The 13,896-nt window shown below is 72.1% G+C and carries 13 protein-coding genes; 9 read left to right on the top strand and 4 right to left on the bottom strand.

Annotation, left to right across the window (positions count from 1 at the left end; all coding sequences use genetic code 11):
* Positions 1 to 223: 223 nt before the first annotated feature.
* The 7 genes from aroA to ACZ4VW_RS24385 all read left to right on the top strand — a co-directional run bounded on the left by aroA (position 224) and on the right by ACZ4VW_RS24385 (position 9,017).
* Positions 224 to 1,603, top strand: coding sequence for a 3-phosphoshikimate 1-carboxyvinyltransferase (gene aroA, locus ACZ4VW_RS24415; protein WP_467965826.1), 1,380 nt, complete (start codon positions 224 to 226; stop codon positions 1,601 to 1,603).
* A 25-nt stretch (positions 1,604 to 1,628) separates the two neighbouring features.
* Entirely contained in the window at positions 1,629 to 2,897 is a 1,269-nt protein-coding gene (gene dxr, locus ACZ4VW_RS24410) for a 1-deoxy-D-xylulose-5-phosphate reductoisomerase (RefSeq protein ID WP_467965824.1), read from the top strand.
* The gene (locus tag ACZ4VW_RS24405) at positions 2,894 to 4,198 is read left to right on the top strand and encodes a M50 family metallopeptidase (protein ID WP_467965822.1); all 1,305 of its coding nucleotides are present in this window, start codon (positions 2,894 to 2,896) and stop codon (positions 4,196 to 4,198) included. The genes dxr and ACZ4VW_RS24405 overlap by 4 nt, the downstream gene beginning before the upstream one ends.
* Before the next feature lie 113 nt (positions 4,199 to 4,311).
* Positions 4,312 to 5,469: a flavodoxin-dependent (E)-4-hydroxy-3-methylbut-2-enyl-diphosphate synthase gene (gene ispG / locus ACZ4VW_RS24400; protein ID WP_467965820.1), complete on the top strand. Its 1,158-nt coding sequence runs from the start codon at positions 4,312 to 4,314 to the stop codon at positions 5,467 to 5,469.
* A 189-nt stretch (positions 5,470 to 5,658) separates the two neighbouring features.
* On the top strand, positions 5,659 to 6,504 hold the full coding sequence (locus ACZ4VW_RS24395; RefSeq protein ID WP_467965818.1) for a GNAT family N-acetyltransferase: 846 nt from the start codon (positions 5,659 to 5,661) through the stop codon (positions 6,502 to 6,504).
* 28 nt (positions 6,505 to 6,532) lie between these two features.
* Entirely contained in the window at positions 6,533 to 7,087 is a 555-nt protein-coding gene (locus tag ACZ4VW_RS24390) for a GNAT family N-acetyltransferase (protein WP_467965815.1), read from the top strand.
* A gap of 229 nt (positions 7,088 to 7,316) precedes the next feature.
* On the top strand, positions 7,317 to 9,017 hold the full coding sequence (locus ACZ4VW_RS24385) for a proline--tRNA ligase (RefSeq protein WP_467965813.1): 1,701 nt from the start codon (positions 7,317 to 7,319) through the stop codon (positions 9,015 to 9,017).
* A 164-nt stretch (positions 9,018 to 9,181) separates the two neighbouring features.
* On the opposite strand, the gene ACZ4VW_RS24380 is transcribed toward ACZ4VW_RS24385, so the two are convergent.
* From ACZ4VW_RS24380 to ACZ4VW_RS24365, 4 genes are read right to left on the bottom strand one after another with little or no spacing between them, the layout of a single operon-like run.
* Complete coding sequence (locus ACZ4VW_RS24380; protein ID WP_467965811.1) at positions 9,182 to 10,189, bottom strand: slipin family protein; 1,008 nt, start codon at positions 10,187 to 10,189, stop codon at positions 9,182 to 9,184.
* A gap of 53 nt (positions 10,190 to 10,242) precedes the next feature.
* On the bottom strand, positions 10,243 to 11,142 hold the full coding sequence (locus tag ACZ4VW_RS24375; protein WP_467965809.1) for an aminoglycoside phosphotransferase family protein: 900 nt from the start codon (positions 11,140 to 11,142) through the stop codon (positions 10,243 to 10,245).
* A 32-nt stretch (positions 11,143 to 11,174) separates the two neighbouring features.
* Positions 11,175 to 11,591 carry a ferritin-like domain-containing protein gene (locus ACZ4VW_RS24370; protein WP_467965807.1) on the bottom strand — a complete coding sequence of 139 codons (417 nt, stop codon included), beginning with the start codon at positions 11,589 to 11,591 and terminating at the stop codon, positions 11,175 to 11,177.
* Positions 11,588 to 12,169 carry a hypothetical protein gene (locus tag ACZ4VW_RS24365; RefSeq protein ID WP_467965805.1) on the bottom strand — a complete coding sequence of 194 codons (582 nt, stop codon included), beginning with the start codon at positions 12,167 to 12,169 and terminating at the stop codon, positions 11,588 to 11,590. The genes ACZ4VW_RS24370 and ACZ4VW_RS24365 overlap by 4 nt, the downstream gene beginning before the upstream one ends.
* 153 nt (positions 12,170 to 12,322) lie before the next feature.
* Here ACZ4VW_RS24365 and rimP point away from each other — a divergent pair, with 153 nt between their 5' ends.
* Together rimP and nusA are read left to right on the top strand one after the other, a co-directional pair.
* Positions 12,323 to 12,829 carry a ribosome maturation factor RimP gene (gene rimP / locus ACZ4VW_RS24360; RefSeq protein WP_467965803.1) on the top strand — a complete coding sequence of 169 codons (507 nt, stop codon included), beginning with the start codon at positions 12,323 to 12,325 and terminating at the stop codon, positions 12,827 to 12,829.
* A gap of 2 nt (positions 12,830 to 12,831) precedes the next feature.
* Positions 12,832 to 13,839: a transcription termination factor NusA gene (gene nusA, locus ACZ4VW_RS24355; RefSeq protein WP_467965801.1), complete on the top strand. Its 1,008-nt coding sequence runs from the start codon at positions 12,832 to 12,834 to the stop codon at positions 13,837 to 13,839.
* Positions 13,840 to 13,896 lie beyond the last annotated feature (57 nt).

The following is a 13,896-nucleotide window of genomic DNA, read 5'->3' as shown; positions in this document are numbered from 1 at the left end:
TCCTCCGTGGGGGCGACGTCTCCGCTGGGACGGTGCCCTTTCCGGGCCCGGGCTCCCCGTGCCTCGGGTGTCCACGGGTGCGGCGCCGTCGTGGGGTGTGCCCACCCGTTCCGCCCTGCGGAACGCCTGCCCACAACCAGGTGGATCGGCAACCGCCCCGGCGAGGACGTCCACGGGGCGGATGTGCGAGACCCGGCGCCCCGCCGCACGGCAGGATGGTCCCGTGACCGTCATAGACATCCCCGGCTCCAAGTCCGTCACCGCCCGCGCGCTCTTCCTCGCCGCCGCCGCCGACGGAACCACCACCCTCCTCCGGCCGCTCGTCTCCGACGACACCGAGGGCTTCGCCGAAGGGCTCAAGGCCCTCGGCTACGAGGTCCGCCAGGAGCCGGGGGCCTGGCACATCGAGGGCCGGCCGGAAGGGCCGCCCGTCGACACCGCCGACGTGTACTGCCGCGACGGCGCCACCACCGCCCGCTTCCTCCCCACCCTGGCCGCCGCCGGCCACGGCACCTTCCGCTTCGACGCCTCCCCCCAGATGCGCCGCCGCCCCCTCGGCCCCCTCAGCACCGCCCTGCGCACCCTCGGCGTCGACCTTCGGCACCAGGAGAACGAGGGCCACCACCCGCTCACCGTCACCGCCCGCGGCATCAAGGGCGGTGCGCTCACCCTCGACGCCGGCCAGTCCTCCCAGTACCTGACCGCGCTGCTCATGCTCGGCCCGCTCACCGCCGAGGGCCTCGCCATCACCGTCACCGACCTGGTCTCGGAGCCGTACGTCGAGATCACCCTCGCGATGATGCGGGCCTTCGGGGCGCGGATCACCCAGGACGGCCGCACGTACAGCGTCGAGCCCACCGGATACCGGGCGACGACGTACGCGATCGAGCCCGACGCCTCCACGTCCTCCTACTTCTTCGCCGCGGCCGCCCTCGAAGCCGGCCGCACCGTCACCGTCCCCGGCCTCGGTACCGGCGCCCTCCAGGGCGACCTCGGCTTCGTCGAGGTCCTGCGCCGGATGGGCGCCGACGTGGAGATCGCGGACACCGCCACCACCGTCCGTGGCACGGGCACCCTGCGCGGCCTGACCGTCAACATGCGCGACATCTCGGACACGATGCCGACGCTCGCCGCCCTCGCGCCCTTCGCCGACGGACCGGTCCGCATCGAGGACGTCGCCAACACCCGCGTCAAGGAGTGCGACCGTCTCGACGCCTGCGCCGAGAACCTCCGCCGCCTCGGCGTCACGGTCTCCACCGGCCCCGACTGGATCGAGATCCAGCCCGCCGCCCCGGCAGGACCGGCCGAGATCGCCACCCACGGCGACCACCGCATCGTCATGTCCTTCGCGGTCACCGGCCTGCGCACGCCCGGCATCACGTTCGACGACCCCGGCTGCGTACGGAAGACGTTCCCGGACTTCCACCGCGTCTTCGTGGCGGCCTTCCCGACGGACCCGGGAACGGACTCCGCGACGGACCCCGGTACAGATCCCGAAACGGGCCCCGGTACGGACTCCGCGACGGACCCCGGTACCGACCCCGAAACGAACTCCGGTACGGACTCAGGCACTGCCGACGGCGGGTTCAGCCGTACCCCGTGAGGACCACACGGTCTTTGCGGCAAGAATGGGGGGCATGAGCGACCGCCCCTCTCCTCTCGCCGACCCGCACATCGTCTTCGCACCGGTCGAAGGCCGCCGGGACATCGTCGTCCTCGGCTCCACGGGATCCATCGGCACCCAGGCCATCGACCTCGTCCTGCGCAACCCCGACCGCTTCCGGGTCACCGCCCTCGCCGCCTCCGGCGGCCGGGTCGGGCTGCTCGCCGAGCAGGCACACCGGCTGAAGGTCGCGGCGGTCGCCGTCGCCCGCGAGGACGTGGTGCCCCAGCTGCGCGCGGCGCTGCGGGAGCGGTACGGCGTCGAGCCCCTGCCCGAGATCCTCGCGGGGGCCGACGCCGCCACCCAGCTCGCCGCCTCCCCGTGCCACACCGTGCTCAACGGCATCACCGGCTCCATCGGCCTGGCGCCCACGCTCGCCGCCCTCGAAGCGGGCCGCACCCTCGCCCTCGCCAACAAGGAGTCGCTGATCGTCGGCGGCCCGCTGGTCAAGGCGCTCGCCAAGCCCGGCCAGATCATCCCGGTCGACTCCGAGCACGCCGCCCTCTTCCAGGCGCTCGCCGCCGGCACCCGCGCCGACGTCCGCAAGCTGGTCGTCACCGCCTCCGGCGGCCCCTTCCGCGGCCGTACGAGGGAGGAGCTGGCCCACGTCACCCGCGAGGACGCGCTCGCCCACCCCACCTGGGCCATGGGACCCGTCATCACGGTCAACAGCGCCACCCTGGTGAACAAGGGCCTGGAGGTCATCGAGGCGCACCTCCTCTACGACATCCCCTTCGACCGCATCGAGGTCGTCGTCCATCCCCAGTCGTACGTCCACTCGATGGTCGAGTTCACGGACGGCTCCACCCTCGCCCAGGCCACCCCGCCCGACATGCGCGGCCCGATCGCCCTCGGCATCGGCTGGCCCGAGCGGGTCCCCGACGCGGCCCCCGCCTTCGACTGGACCAAGGCGTCCAGCTGGGAGTTCTTCCCCCTCGACACCGAGGCGTTCCCGTCCGTCGGTCTGGCCCGCCACGTCGGCGCGCTGGGCGGCACCGCGCCCGCCGTCTTCAACGCGGCCAACGAGGAGTGCGTGGAGGCGTTTCTCGCCGGAAGGCTGCCGTTCAACGGAATCATGGATACGGTCACGGCAGTCGTCACCGAACACGGCACTCCCGCCACGGGAACCTCGCTCACGGTGTCGGACGTCCTCGAAGCGGAGACCTGGGCCCGGGCCCGGGCCCGCGAACTGGCAGAACTCGCAGCGAAGGCAACCGCGGAGGCGCGCGCATGACCGTACTTCTGACGCTCCTCGGCATCGTGCTGTTCGCGCTGGGGCTGCTCGTCTCCATCGCCTGGCACGAACTCGGCCACCTCTCCACGGCCAAGCTCTTCGGCATCCGCGTGCCCCAGTACATGGTCGGCTTCGGCCCCACGCTCTGGTCCCGGAAGAAGGGCGAGACGGAGTACGGCATCAAGGCCATCCCGGCCGGCGGCTACATCCGCATGATCGGGATGTTCCCGCCCGGCAAGGACGGCCGCGTCGAGGCCCGCTCCACCTCACCCTGGCGCTCCATGATCGAGGACGCCCGCGAGGCATCCTTCGAGGAGCTCCAGCCCGGTGACGAGAAGCGGCTCTTCTACACGCGCAAGCCGTGGAAGCGCGTCATCGTGATGTTCGCCGGCCCGTTCATGAACCTGATCCTCGCCGTTCTGCTGTTCTTCGGCAGCGCCATGGCCGTCGGGTTCGAGACGCAGACCACCAAGGTCGCCGGCGTCACCAACTGCGTCATCGACCAGAGCCAGAAGCGCGACACCTGCCAGAAGGGCGACCCCGCGTCGCCCGCCAAGGCCGCCGGACTCCTCAAGGGCGACCGGATCGTCGCCTTCAACGGCGAACGCGTCTCGGACTGGAACACCCTCTCGGACCGCATCCGCGCCACCACCGGCCAGGCGACCGTCACCGTCCAGCGTGACGGCAAGGAGCTCGACCTGCGGGCGACGCTCCTCGAGAACAAGGTGCTCAAGAAGGACGCGGACGGCAGGGTCGTCCAGCCCCCGCAGTACGTCACCGCCGGTTACCTGGGCTTCGAGTCCGGCCGCGAGGTCGTCCCGCTCACCTTCGGCGAGTCCGCCTCCCGCATGACCGACCAGCTCCAGGCCGGCGCCGCGGCCGTCCTCGCCCTGCCCGGCAAGATCCCGGACCTGTGGGACGCCACCTTCGGCGACGGCGAGCGCAAGCAGGACTCCCCGGTCGGCGTCGTCGGCGCCGCCCGGATCAGCGGCGAGCTCATGAACATCGACGCCCCGCCGCAGACCATTCTGGTCTTCTTCCTGCAGCTGGTCGTGATGTTCAACGTCTCGCTGTTCCTGTTCAACATGCTGCCGCTGCTGCCGCTCGACGGCGGGCACATCGCCGGCGCTCTCTGGGAGTCCGTACGCCGCCACACGGCACGGATCTTCAGGCGCCCCGACCCGGGCCCGTTCGACGTCGCCAAGCTGATGCCGGTGGCCTATGTGGTGGCGGGCGTCTTCGTCTGCTTCACCCTGCTCGTCCTGGCCGCCGACATCGTCAACCCGGTGAAACTGACGTGACGCAGGGGTGACGCAAGGGCGGCCGGCCCCCCGGGGTGTCCGGCCGCCCGCCGCCGGGGCGGTAATCTCGAAGACCTGAGCCCGATGAACCACACCTTGGGGTTGTACAGCTGATGACCGCGATTTCTCTCGGTATGCCGTCCGTTCCGACGAAGCTCGCAGAGCGGCGCAAGAGCCGTCAGATCCAGGTCGGATCGGTCGCGGTGGGCGGCGACGCACCCGTCTCGGTGCAGTCGATGACGACGACCCGTACGTCCGACATCGGCGCCACGCTCCAGCAGATCGCCGAGCTGACCGCCTCCGGCTGCCAGATCGTCCGCGTGGCCTGCCCGACCCAGGACGACGCCGACGCGCTCGCGACGATCGCCAGGAAGTCGCAGATCCCGGTCATCGCCGACATCCACTTCCAGCCGAAATACGTCTTCGCCGCCATCGACGCCGGCTGCGCCGCGGTCCGCGTCAACCCCGGCAACATCAAGCAGTTCGACGACAAGGTCAAGGAGATCGCCAAGGCGGCCTCCGCGGCCGGCACCCCGATCCGGATCGGCGTCAACGCCGGCTCGCTCGACGCCCGGCTGCTGAAGAAGTACGGCAAGGCCACCCCCGAGGCGCTCGTCGAGTCCGCCCTCTGGGAGGCGTCCCTCTTCGAGGAGCACGGCTTCCAGGACATCAAGATCTCGGTCAAGCACAACGACCCGGTCGTGATGGTCAACGCCTACCGCCAGCTGGCCGCCCAGTGCGACTACCCGCTGCACCTCGGCGTCACCGAGGCCGGCCCCGCCTTCCAGGGCACCATCAAGTCCGCCGTCGCCTTCGGCGCTCTGCTCTCCGAGGGCATCGGCGACACCATCCGCGTCTCCCTCTCCGCCCCGCCGGCCGAGGAGATCAAGGTCGGCATCCAGATCCTGGAGTCGCTCAACCTCCGCCAGCGCCGCCTGGAGATCGTCTCCTGCCCGTCCTGCGGCCGCGCCCAGGTCGACGTCTACAAGCTCGCCGAAGAGGTCACCGCGGGCCTGGAGGGCATGGAGGTGCCGCTGCGCGTCGCCGTCATGGGCTGCGTCGTCAACGGCCCCGGCGAGGCCCGCGAGGCCGACCTCGGCGTCGCCTCCGGCAACGGCAAGGGCCAGATCTTCGTCAAGGGCGAGGTCATCAAGACCGTCCCCGAGTCGAAGATCGTCGAGACCCTCATCGAGGAGGCGCTGAAGATCGCCGAGCAGATGGAGAAGGACGGCGTGATGTCGGGCGAGCCGACCGTCGCCATCGGCGTCTGACCCGTCCGTACGTGACGAGGCCCCGGCGCTCCGAGCGCCGGGGCCTCGCGCTGTCTCCGCCGGTGCCCCGCAGGGGGCCCTGAGAGCTGCCCAGGGCGTCGGCCGGGGGTTCCGCCGCACCACCCGACACCCCGGCGACGGGCCAGGTAAAGTGCGGAAATCAGCAGACCGCATGGTGAGGCCCCCTCAGTGTTGACGCAGACCACCACCCGGGTCCTCGAACCCGCCGACCTCGGCGCCGCGCTCGCCGTCCTGGAGAGCGCCCCCGTCGAGAACGCCTTCGTGGCCGCCCGCGTCCAGGCCGCCGGGCTCGACCCCTGGCGCCTCGGCGGCGAGATGTGGGGCTGGTACACCGACGGGCACCTGCGTTCCCTCTGCTACTCCGGCGCCAACCTCGTCCCCATCTGCGCCACCCCCGACGCCGTCCGCGCCTTCGCCGACCGCGCCCGCAGGACCGGCCGCCGCTGCTCCTCCATCGTCGGCCCCGTCGAACCCACCACGCAGCTCTGGAGCCTCCTCGAACCCAGCTGGGGCCCCGCCCGCGACGTCCGCGCCCGCCAGCCGCTGATGGTCACCGAGGAACCCTCCGCCACCGTCGAGCCCGACCCCCTCGTCCGCCGCATCCGCAAGGACGAGATGGAGGTGATCATGCCCGCGTGCGTGGCCATGTTCACCGAGGAGGTCGGCATCTCGCCGATGTCCGGCGACGGCGGACTGCTCTACCAGGCCCGCGTCGCCGAACTCGTCGGCAGCGGCCGCTCCTTCGCCCGCATCGAGGACGGCAAGGTCGTCTTCAAGGCCGAGATCGGCGCCGCCACCCGTCAGGCCTGCCAGATCCAGGGCGTCTGGGTCGCCCCCGAATTCCGCGGCCGCGGCCTCTCCGAGACAGGCATGGCCGCCGTCCTGCGCTACGCCCTCGCCGACGTCGCCCCCGTCGTCAGCCTGTACGTCAACGACTACAACACCCCCGCCAGGGCCGCCTACCGCCGCGTCGGCTTCCGCGAGGTCGGCGCCTTCATGAGCGTGCTGTTCTGAGGCACGGACCGGCTTATAAGGTCGGCGCATGGATGACGCAGAGATCGCCGAGGTCACGATCGGACCGGTCAACCTCGCCGCGCGGGTGGACGACGCCCTCGCCGTCCAGGCGCTCGCCTTCGGACTGAGCGAGGACGAGATCGTCGTACGACGCCACATCGTGCTCCGCCATCTGCTCAACCCCGGCGCTTGCGCGTACGGCGCGACCACCGCCGCCGGCCGGCTGGTCGGCTTCGTGTACGGCATGCCCAACGACCGCACCCACTGGTGGTCCGGCGTCGTGGAGCCGTACCTCCGAGCCACCGGCACCGCGGACTGGCTCGACGAGTCGTTCGTGATCACCGAGCTGCACGTCCACCCGTCCTACCAGGGCCGGGGTCTCGGCCGCGGGCTGATCACCACCATCACCGACCAGTCGGACCTGCCCCGCTCGATCCTCTCCGCGATCGACACCGAGAGCCCGGCCCGCGGCCTGTACCGCTCCCTCGGATACGTCGACCTGGCCCGCCGGGTCCACTTCCCCAGCGCTCCCCGCCCCTACGCCGTGATGGGCGCCCCGCTGCCGCTGCCGCGCCCGAACTGATTTCTCCGAGCAGGGGCCGCCCGGCTAACCTCCTGGGGGGTGTCTCGCCGACCAGGCCGGGCTCGCGCCGCCCTGCGGCCCCGCTTCCCGCGTCGTCGTCGGTCGCCATGGCTCCGCCAGGTCTCCCTCCTCGGCCTCGGGTCCGGGGGCGCTCGTCGCCGCTCGCTGATCCGGCCCGGCCGGCGAGACACCCCAGCCATCACCCTTACCCGGCAGGAGTACGAGAACCATGGCCAACGCACCGGTCCAGCGCATGTCCCAGTTGATGGCGAAGACGCTGCGCGACGACCCGGCGGACGCCGAGGTCCTCAGCCACAAGCTCCTCGTCCGCGCCGGTTACGTCCGCCGCACCGCCGCCGGCATCTGGAGCTGGCTGCCCCTGGGCAAGAAGGTCCTCGCCAACGTCGAGCGCATCGTCCGCGAGGAGATGGACGCCATCGGCGCCCAGGAGGTGTCGCTCCCCGCCCTGCTGCCGCGTGAGCCCTACGAGGCGACCGGCCGCTGGGACGAGTACGGCGCCGAGCTCTTCCGCCTCCAGGACCGCAAGGGCGGCGACTACCTCCTCGGCCCGACGCACGAGGAGATCTTCACCCTGCTGGTCAAGGACCAGTGCTCGTCCTACAAGGACCTGCCGGTCATCCTGTACCAGATCCAGACGAAGTTCCGCGACGAGGCCCGCCCCCGGGCCGGCATCCTGCGCGGCCGCGAGTTCCTCATGAAGGACTCGTACTCCTTCGACACGGAGGACGAGGGCCTGGCCCAGTCCTACGCCCTCCACCGCGAGGCCTACCAGCGCGTCTTCGAGCGCCTCGGCCTCGACTACCGCATCGTCGCCGCCACCGCGGGCGCGATGGGCGGCTCGAAGTCCGAGGAGTTCCTCGCCCCGGCCGGCGCCGGCGAGGACACCTTCGCCGACTGCCCGAACTGCGACTTCGCCGCCAACACCGAGGCGATCACCTACGAGCTCCAGCCGGTGGACGGCTCCGCCGTCCCGGCCGCCGAGGAGATCCCCACCCCGGACACCCCGACCATCGAGACCCTCGCCGCCTCCCTCGGCGTCCCGGCCTCCGCGACGCTGAAGAACCTTCTGGTCAAGGTCGACGGCGAGATCGTCGCCGTGGGCGTGCCCGGGGACCGCGAGGTCGACCTGGGCAAGGTCGAGGCGCACTTCGCGCCCGCGACCGTCGAGATGGTCACCGAGACGGACTTCGCCGGGCGCGGGGACCTGGTTCGCGGCTACGTCGGCCCGCAGGGCCTGGACAAGGTGAAGTACATCGCCGACCCGCGCGTGGCGCCGGGCACGGCGTGGATCACGGGTGCCAACAAGGAGCACACCCACGCCAGGAACGTCGTCGCGGGCCGTGACTTCGAGGTCGACGAGTACGTCGACGTCGTGGTCGTCCTGGAGGGCGACCCGTGCCCGAAGTGCGGCACCGGCCTGAAGCTGGACCGCGCCATCGAGATCGGCCACATCTTCCAGCTGGGCCGCAAGTACGCCGACGCCCTCAAGCTCGACGTCCTCGGCCAGAACGGCAAGCCGGTCCGCGTCACGATGGGCTCGTACGGCATCGGCGTCTCCCGCGCGGTGGCGGCTCTTGCCGAGCAGTCCGCCGACGACAAGGGTCTGTGCTGGCCGGCCGAGGTCGCGCCGGCGGACGTCCACGTCGTGGCGGCGGGCAAGGCCCTGCAGATCGAGCTGGCGCTGGAGGTCTCCGACAAGCTGTCGGCGGCGGGCCTGCGGGTCCTGGTCGACGACCGCGCGGGCGTCTCCCCGGGCGTGAAGTTCACCGACGCGGAGCTCATCGGCGTCCCGAAGATCCTGGTCGCAGGCCGCCGCGCGGCAGAGGGCGTCGTGGAACTGAAGGACCGCAGGACGGGCGAGCGCGAGGAACTGACGGTCGCCGAGGCGATCGCCCGCCTCGGCGCGTAGCGCATCCGGGAGGGGACGGCCGAGGCCCGCGAGGCCCGGCCGTCCCCTCCGCCATGCTGGGCACGCGGGACGACTCCCGTGCGTGTGGTGACCACGGGCGCGGCGCCGTCGTGGGGTTGTGCCCACCCGTTCCGTCCTGCGGAACGCCTGCCCACAACCAGTTCTCAGGGCGTGTCGTCGCGTGGGGGGTCCGCGGGGGCGCCCAGGAGCGTGTCCTCCGGGAGGTCCGGGAGGTCGCCCAGGTCGGGAAGGTCATCCGTCGAGCGCGACTCCGCGGGGAGGCCCGGCACGGGGTCCTGGAAGGTCTCCGGCAGAGCCACCGGCGGGGGAGTCGCGGCCCGCTCGTCGGCCCGCTCGTCGCCCCGCTCGTCGGCCCGCTCGTCGGACGCCCGGCCCCCCGCCCCGCCCCCCGGCTGCGCCGCCCGCTCCAGGAACCGCAGCAGCTCCACCGGGAACGGCAGCACCAGCGTCGAGTTCTTCTCCGCCGCCACCGCCACCACCGTCTGCAGCAACCGCAGCTGCAGCGCCGCCGGCTGCTCCGACATCACCGCCGCCGCCTCCGCCAGCTTCTTCGACGCCTGCAGCTCCGCGTCCGCGTTGATCACCCGCGCCCGCCGCTCCCGGTCCGCCTCCGCCTGCCGCGCCATCGACCGCTTCATCGTCTCCGGCAGCGAGACGTCCTTGATCTCGACCCGGTCGATCGCGACGCCCCAGCCCATCGCCGGGCTGTCCAGCATCAGCTCCAGACCCTGGTTGAGCTTCTCCCGGTTCGACAGCAGGTCGTCCAGATCGCTCTTGCCGATGATCGACCGCAGCGAGGTCTGCGCCATCTGCGAGACCGCGAACCGGTAGTCCTCCACCCGCACCAGCGCGTCCGCCGCGTCGACCACCTTGAAGTACACGACCGCGTCCACCCGCACCGTCACGTTGTCCCGCGTGATGCCCTCCTGCGCGGGGACCGGCAGCGTCACGATCTGGAGGTTCACCTTGTGCAGCCGGTCGATGACCGGCACGATCATCGTGAAACCGGGCTGGCGGACATCGCGCAGCAGCCGCCCGAAGCGGAAGACCACGCCCCGTTCGTACTGCTTCACCACACGTGCGGCCGCCGCCGTGTACACCGCCGCGGCCGTCGCGACACCTGCCGCCGCTGTCAGCAGCTCCTCGACCATGACGGCCCCCTGAGGTCCGAGTCCGAGCCGAGCGTTACAGCAAGGTTATTCCCTCACAGCCATCCCGCGAACTCCAGCAGCAGCTCCGCGTCCCTGCGACGGCCCGCCGTCATCGCCCTCACACCCGACTCGACCGCCCGGAAGAGCGTCCAGCCCCGCAGCCGGTCCCGGTCCACCTCCAGCGAGTCCGCCAGCTTGTTGACCCGGCGGCGGGCCGACGAGGCACCCGCCGAGGAGGCCACGAGGTCCTCCACCCGGTCCCGTACGAGCCGCGCCAGGTCGTAGGCGCGCTCGCCGACCAGCGGCTCGGGCCCCACGGCCAGCCAGGGCGCGCGGTCCCCGGCCAGCACCTTGCCCTGCCGGAAGCACCCGTGCAGCAGCAGCGTCTCGGGGGAGTCGGCGACCAGCTCCTCGCGCGCGGCCAGCGCGGCCGTCGTCAGGACGCCCGTCTCGGCGTCCTCGCGGGAGGACTCCATCGCCGCCGCCTGCCGGGCCGTGCGCTCGGCGACCGACTCGAACCCGTGCTGCGCCGGCGGCTCCACCCACAGCTTCCGTACCGTCCCCGCCGCCTCCAGCAGTGCCTTCGCCTCGGGCAGGGACCGCAGCGAGACCTCGGGGTGCAGCCGTTCGAGGATCAGCGAGCCGTCCTCGACCGTGTCGAGCAGCCGTGCCGCTCCCCAGCCGTTCCAGTGGGCCAGCGCGTCCCGCTCCAGATCGGGCCGCGCGGGCGCGGGCGCGATCTTCAGCGCCGCGGGGGAGCCGTCCGGGCGCCGCACGAGGACGACGAGGCTGCTGCGCCCGCCGGGAGCCGTCACCCGCTCGGTCTCCAGGGACGCCTGCTCCAGCGCACCTCGCGCCAGCTCGGGCAGCCTCCCGAGCCACTCGGCCGCGACAGCGTCCCCGTACCTCTCGCCGAGCGTCCGCACCAGTAGCTGCGGCGGTTCGAAACCCATGCGTGCGTTGTTCCTTCTGGTCAGGGAAGGACTCACAGCCGCTCGGCGAGCCCAGGAAAGGTTACGTCGGTGCCGCGCCAGCGAACGGCCCGTACCGCCGCCTCGCGCAACGCGGCGGCCGCGTCCCGCCGCAGCGGTCCGCCGGCGGCGCGCACCAGATCGGAGTACACCCCGGCGACCCGGTCCTCCAGGACCGCGGCGAGCCGTACGGCGGCGGCCGTGTCGGGCACGGCGAACGGCAGTTCGTAGCCGGCCGCGGCGGCGACCGGTTCCCCGCCGAGGTCCCGCACGGTCCTGCGCAGCGCGTCCCGTCGTGCCCGGTGAGCCTCGTACGCGGAGGTGGCCTCGGCGCGCCGCTCGGCACCGATCCGGCCGCCGACGACCCCGTACCCGTACACCGCGGCGTGCTCGGCGGCGAGCGCGGCCTGCGCCGCGTCGAGGGCGCTCATGCCCGGCCTCCTTCGGTGAGCAGATACGCGTGGGCCGCTCCGGCGGCCGCCACCGAGGCGAGCAGGCGGGCGTATTCGGGCGGCGCGTCGAGGAGCGTGGCCGCGTGCGCGTCGGCGGTCGTGCGTGCGGCGGCGGCCAGTTCCTTGAGCGCGGCCGCCGGATCGGCGGAGACGGGGGCGGGCGCCGGGACGGACGCGGTGGCCGGAGGAGTGACACTCTCCGCCGACCGGGTGCCCGCCGAAGGAGCGGCGTTCGCCGGCGTGGGCGAGGCGGGAGAGGGGCTCGGTGCCACGCCCTCGCCCAGGGCGGCGGCGTGCGCGGCCGCCGCGCGCCGCAGGGGGGCCAGTCGTGTCGTCAGCGAGGGATGGGCGGCGAGCACCGCGTCGTAACGTTCCAGCAGGGAGCGGCTCGTCGCCGCGGAGCGGCGGCGCAGGGCCGCCTCGGCGAGCGCCGCCCGTTCGGCCGCCGTCCGCTTCCCCGGCCGCCCGCCGTCGGCGCGGTCCGTGGTGCAGCCGGCCAGTGTCACCGCCCCGGCCGCCAGGAGCGCCCGCCTGCCCAGGGTCCCCGTGCGCCCCACATCCACTCCCTCGGCCTCGGTCGAAGATCACCGCAGGCGAGCGTACCCGCGGCCCTCCGGCCCGTGGACGGCAACACCCCCCGGGACCGGATACCCTTTGGTCTGACACGCGACGAAACCCACAACAGCACACGCGGCCGAGGAGTCACCCGGATGAGCACCACCCAGAGCGACAGGCTGCGAGCACTCCTTGAGCCGCTCATCGCCGCGCAGGGACTCGATCTCGAAGAGCTCGAGGTGGCTTCCGTGGGACGCAAGCGAGTGCTGCGGGTCGTCGTGGACTCCGACGAGGGAGCCGACCTGGACCAGGTCGCCGATGTGAGCCGCGCGCTCTCGGCGAAGCTGGACGAGACGGACGCGATGGGCGAGGGCGAGTACACCCTCGAAGTCGGCACCCCGGGCGCGGAGCGCCCGCTCACGGAGCACCGCCACTACGTGCGCGCCACCGGCCGCCTGGTCAAGCTGCAGCTGACGGACGAGGCCGGGGCCGACGTGCTGGTCGCGCGGATCCTCACCGTGGACGACGCCGGCGTGGACCTCGAAGTGCCGGGCGTGAAGGGGCGCAAGCCCACCGCCCGCCGGGTCGAGTTCGGCGACATCGCCAAGGCGCGTGTCGAGATCGAGTTCAACCGCAAGGACAAGAAGGAAGAGGAGGCGTAGCCGTGGACATCGACGTGAAGCTCCTGAAGGGCTTGGCACAAGAGAAGGAGATCTCCTTCGACCTGTTGGTCGAGGCGATCGAGTCGGCCCTCCTCATCGCCTACCACCGCACGCCCGACGCCCGTCGTCACGCGCGCGCGGAGCTGGACAAGCACACCGGGCACGTGACGGTGTGGGCGAAGGAAGACCCCTCCGAGCTGGAGGAGGGCCAGGAGCCCAAGGAGTTCGACGACACCCCGTCGGACTTCGGCCGGATCGCGGCGAGCACCGCCCGACAGGTCATCCAGCAGCGGCTGCGTGACGCCGAGAACGACGTCACCTTCGGCGAGTACGCCCGCCGCGAGGGCGACATCGTCGCCGGCCAGGTGCAGCAGGGCAAGGACCCGAAGAACGTCCTCGTCAAGCTGGACGACAAGCTGGAAGCCATCCTTCCGGTGCAGGAGCAGGTGCCGGGCGAGGAGTACACGCACGGTCTGCGGCTGCGCACGTACGTCGTCCGGGTCGCCAAGGGTGTCCGCGGTCCGTCCGTCACCCTGTCGCGCACCCACCCCAATCTGGTGAAGAAGCTGTTCGCGCTGGAGGTCCCCGAGATCGCGGACGGTTCCGTCGAGATCGCGGCGATCGCCCGTGAGGCGGGTCACCGCACCAAGATCGCCGTACGGTCCACCCGTTCGGGCCTGAACGCCAAGGGCGCCTGCATCGGCCCCATGGGCAGCCGGGTGCGCAATGTCATGGCGGAGCTGCTCGGCGAGAAGATCGACATCGTCGACTGGTCCGACGACCCGGCCGAGATGGTCGCCAGCGCGCTCTCCCCGGCCCGGGTCTCCAAGGTCGAGATCGTCGACCTGGCCGCCCGCTCCGCCCGGGTGACCGTGCCGGACTACCAGCTGTCGCTGGCGATCGGCAAGGAGGGGCAGAACGCCCGCCTGGCCGCCCGCCTCACCGGCTGGCGCATCGACATCCGCCCGGACACGGAGCAGCAGCCGGGCGACGAGCGCGACGACCGCTGACCCCGTCCCGGGGAATGAATCACGCTGTGGTGACGTTCTGCTACAGCGAGATCACGA

The sequence above is a fragment of the Streptomyces sp. NPDC029139 genome (assembly GCF_055564335.1).
The sequence above is the reverse complement of the archived record's forward strand: the minus strand, read 5'-3'. Positions and strand labels throughout refer to the sequence as shown.

Bases quoted from the DNA above. Each gene is read 5' to 3' on its own strand.
- dxr (WP_467965824.1), top strand. From the start codon at position 1,629: ATGGGGGGCATGAGCGACCGCCCCTCTCCTCTCGCCGACCCGCACATC.
- ACZ4VW_RS24380 (WP_467965811.1), bottom strand. From the start codon at position 10,189: ATGGTCGAGGAGCTGCTGACAGCGGCGGCAGGTGTCGCGACGGCCGCG.
- rimP (WP_467965803.1), top strand. From the start codon at position 12,323: ATGAGCACCACCCAGAGCGACAGGCTGCGAGCACTCCTTGAGCCGCTC.
- ACZ4VW_RS24405 (WP_467965822.1), top strand. From the start codon at position 2,894: ATGACCGTACTTCTGACGCTCCTCGGCATCGTGCTGTTCGCGCTGGGG.
- ACZ4VW_RS24375 (WP_467965809.1), bottom strand. From the start codon at position 11,142: ATGGGTTTCGAACCGCCGCAGCTACTGGTGCGGACGCTCGGCGAGAGG.
- ACZ4VW_RS24390 (WP_467965815.1), top strand. From the start codon at position 6,533: ATGGATGACGCAGAGATCGCCGAGGTCACGATCGGACCGGTCAACCTC.
- ACZ4VW_RS24385 (WP_467965813.1), top strand. From the start codon at position 7,317: ATGGCCAACGCACCGGTCCAGCGCATGTCCCAGTTGATGGCGAAGACG.
- ACZ4VW_RS24370 (WP_467965807.1), bottom strand. From the start codon at position 11,591: ATGAGCGCCCTCGACGCGGCGCAGGCCGCGCTCGCCGCCGAGCACGCC.
- ispG (WP_467965820.1), top strand. From the start codon at position 4,312: ATGACCGCGATTTCTCTCGGTATGCCGTCCGTTCCGACGAAGCTCGCA.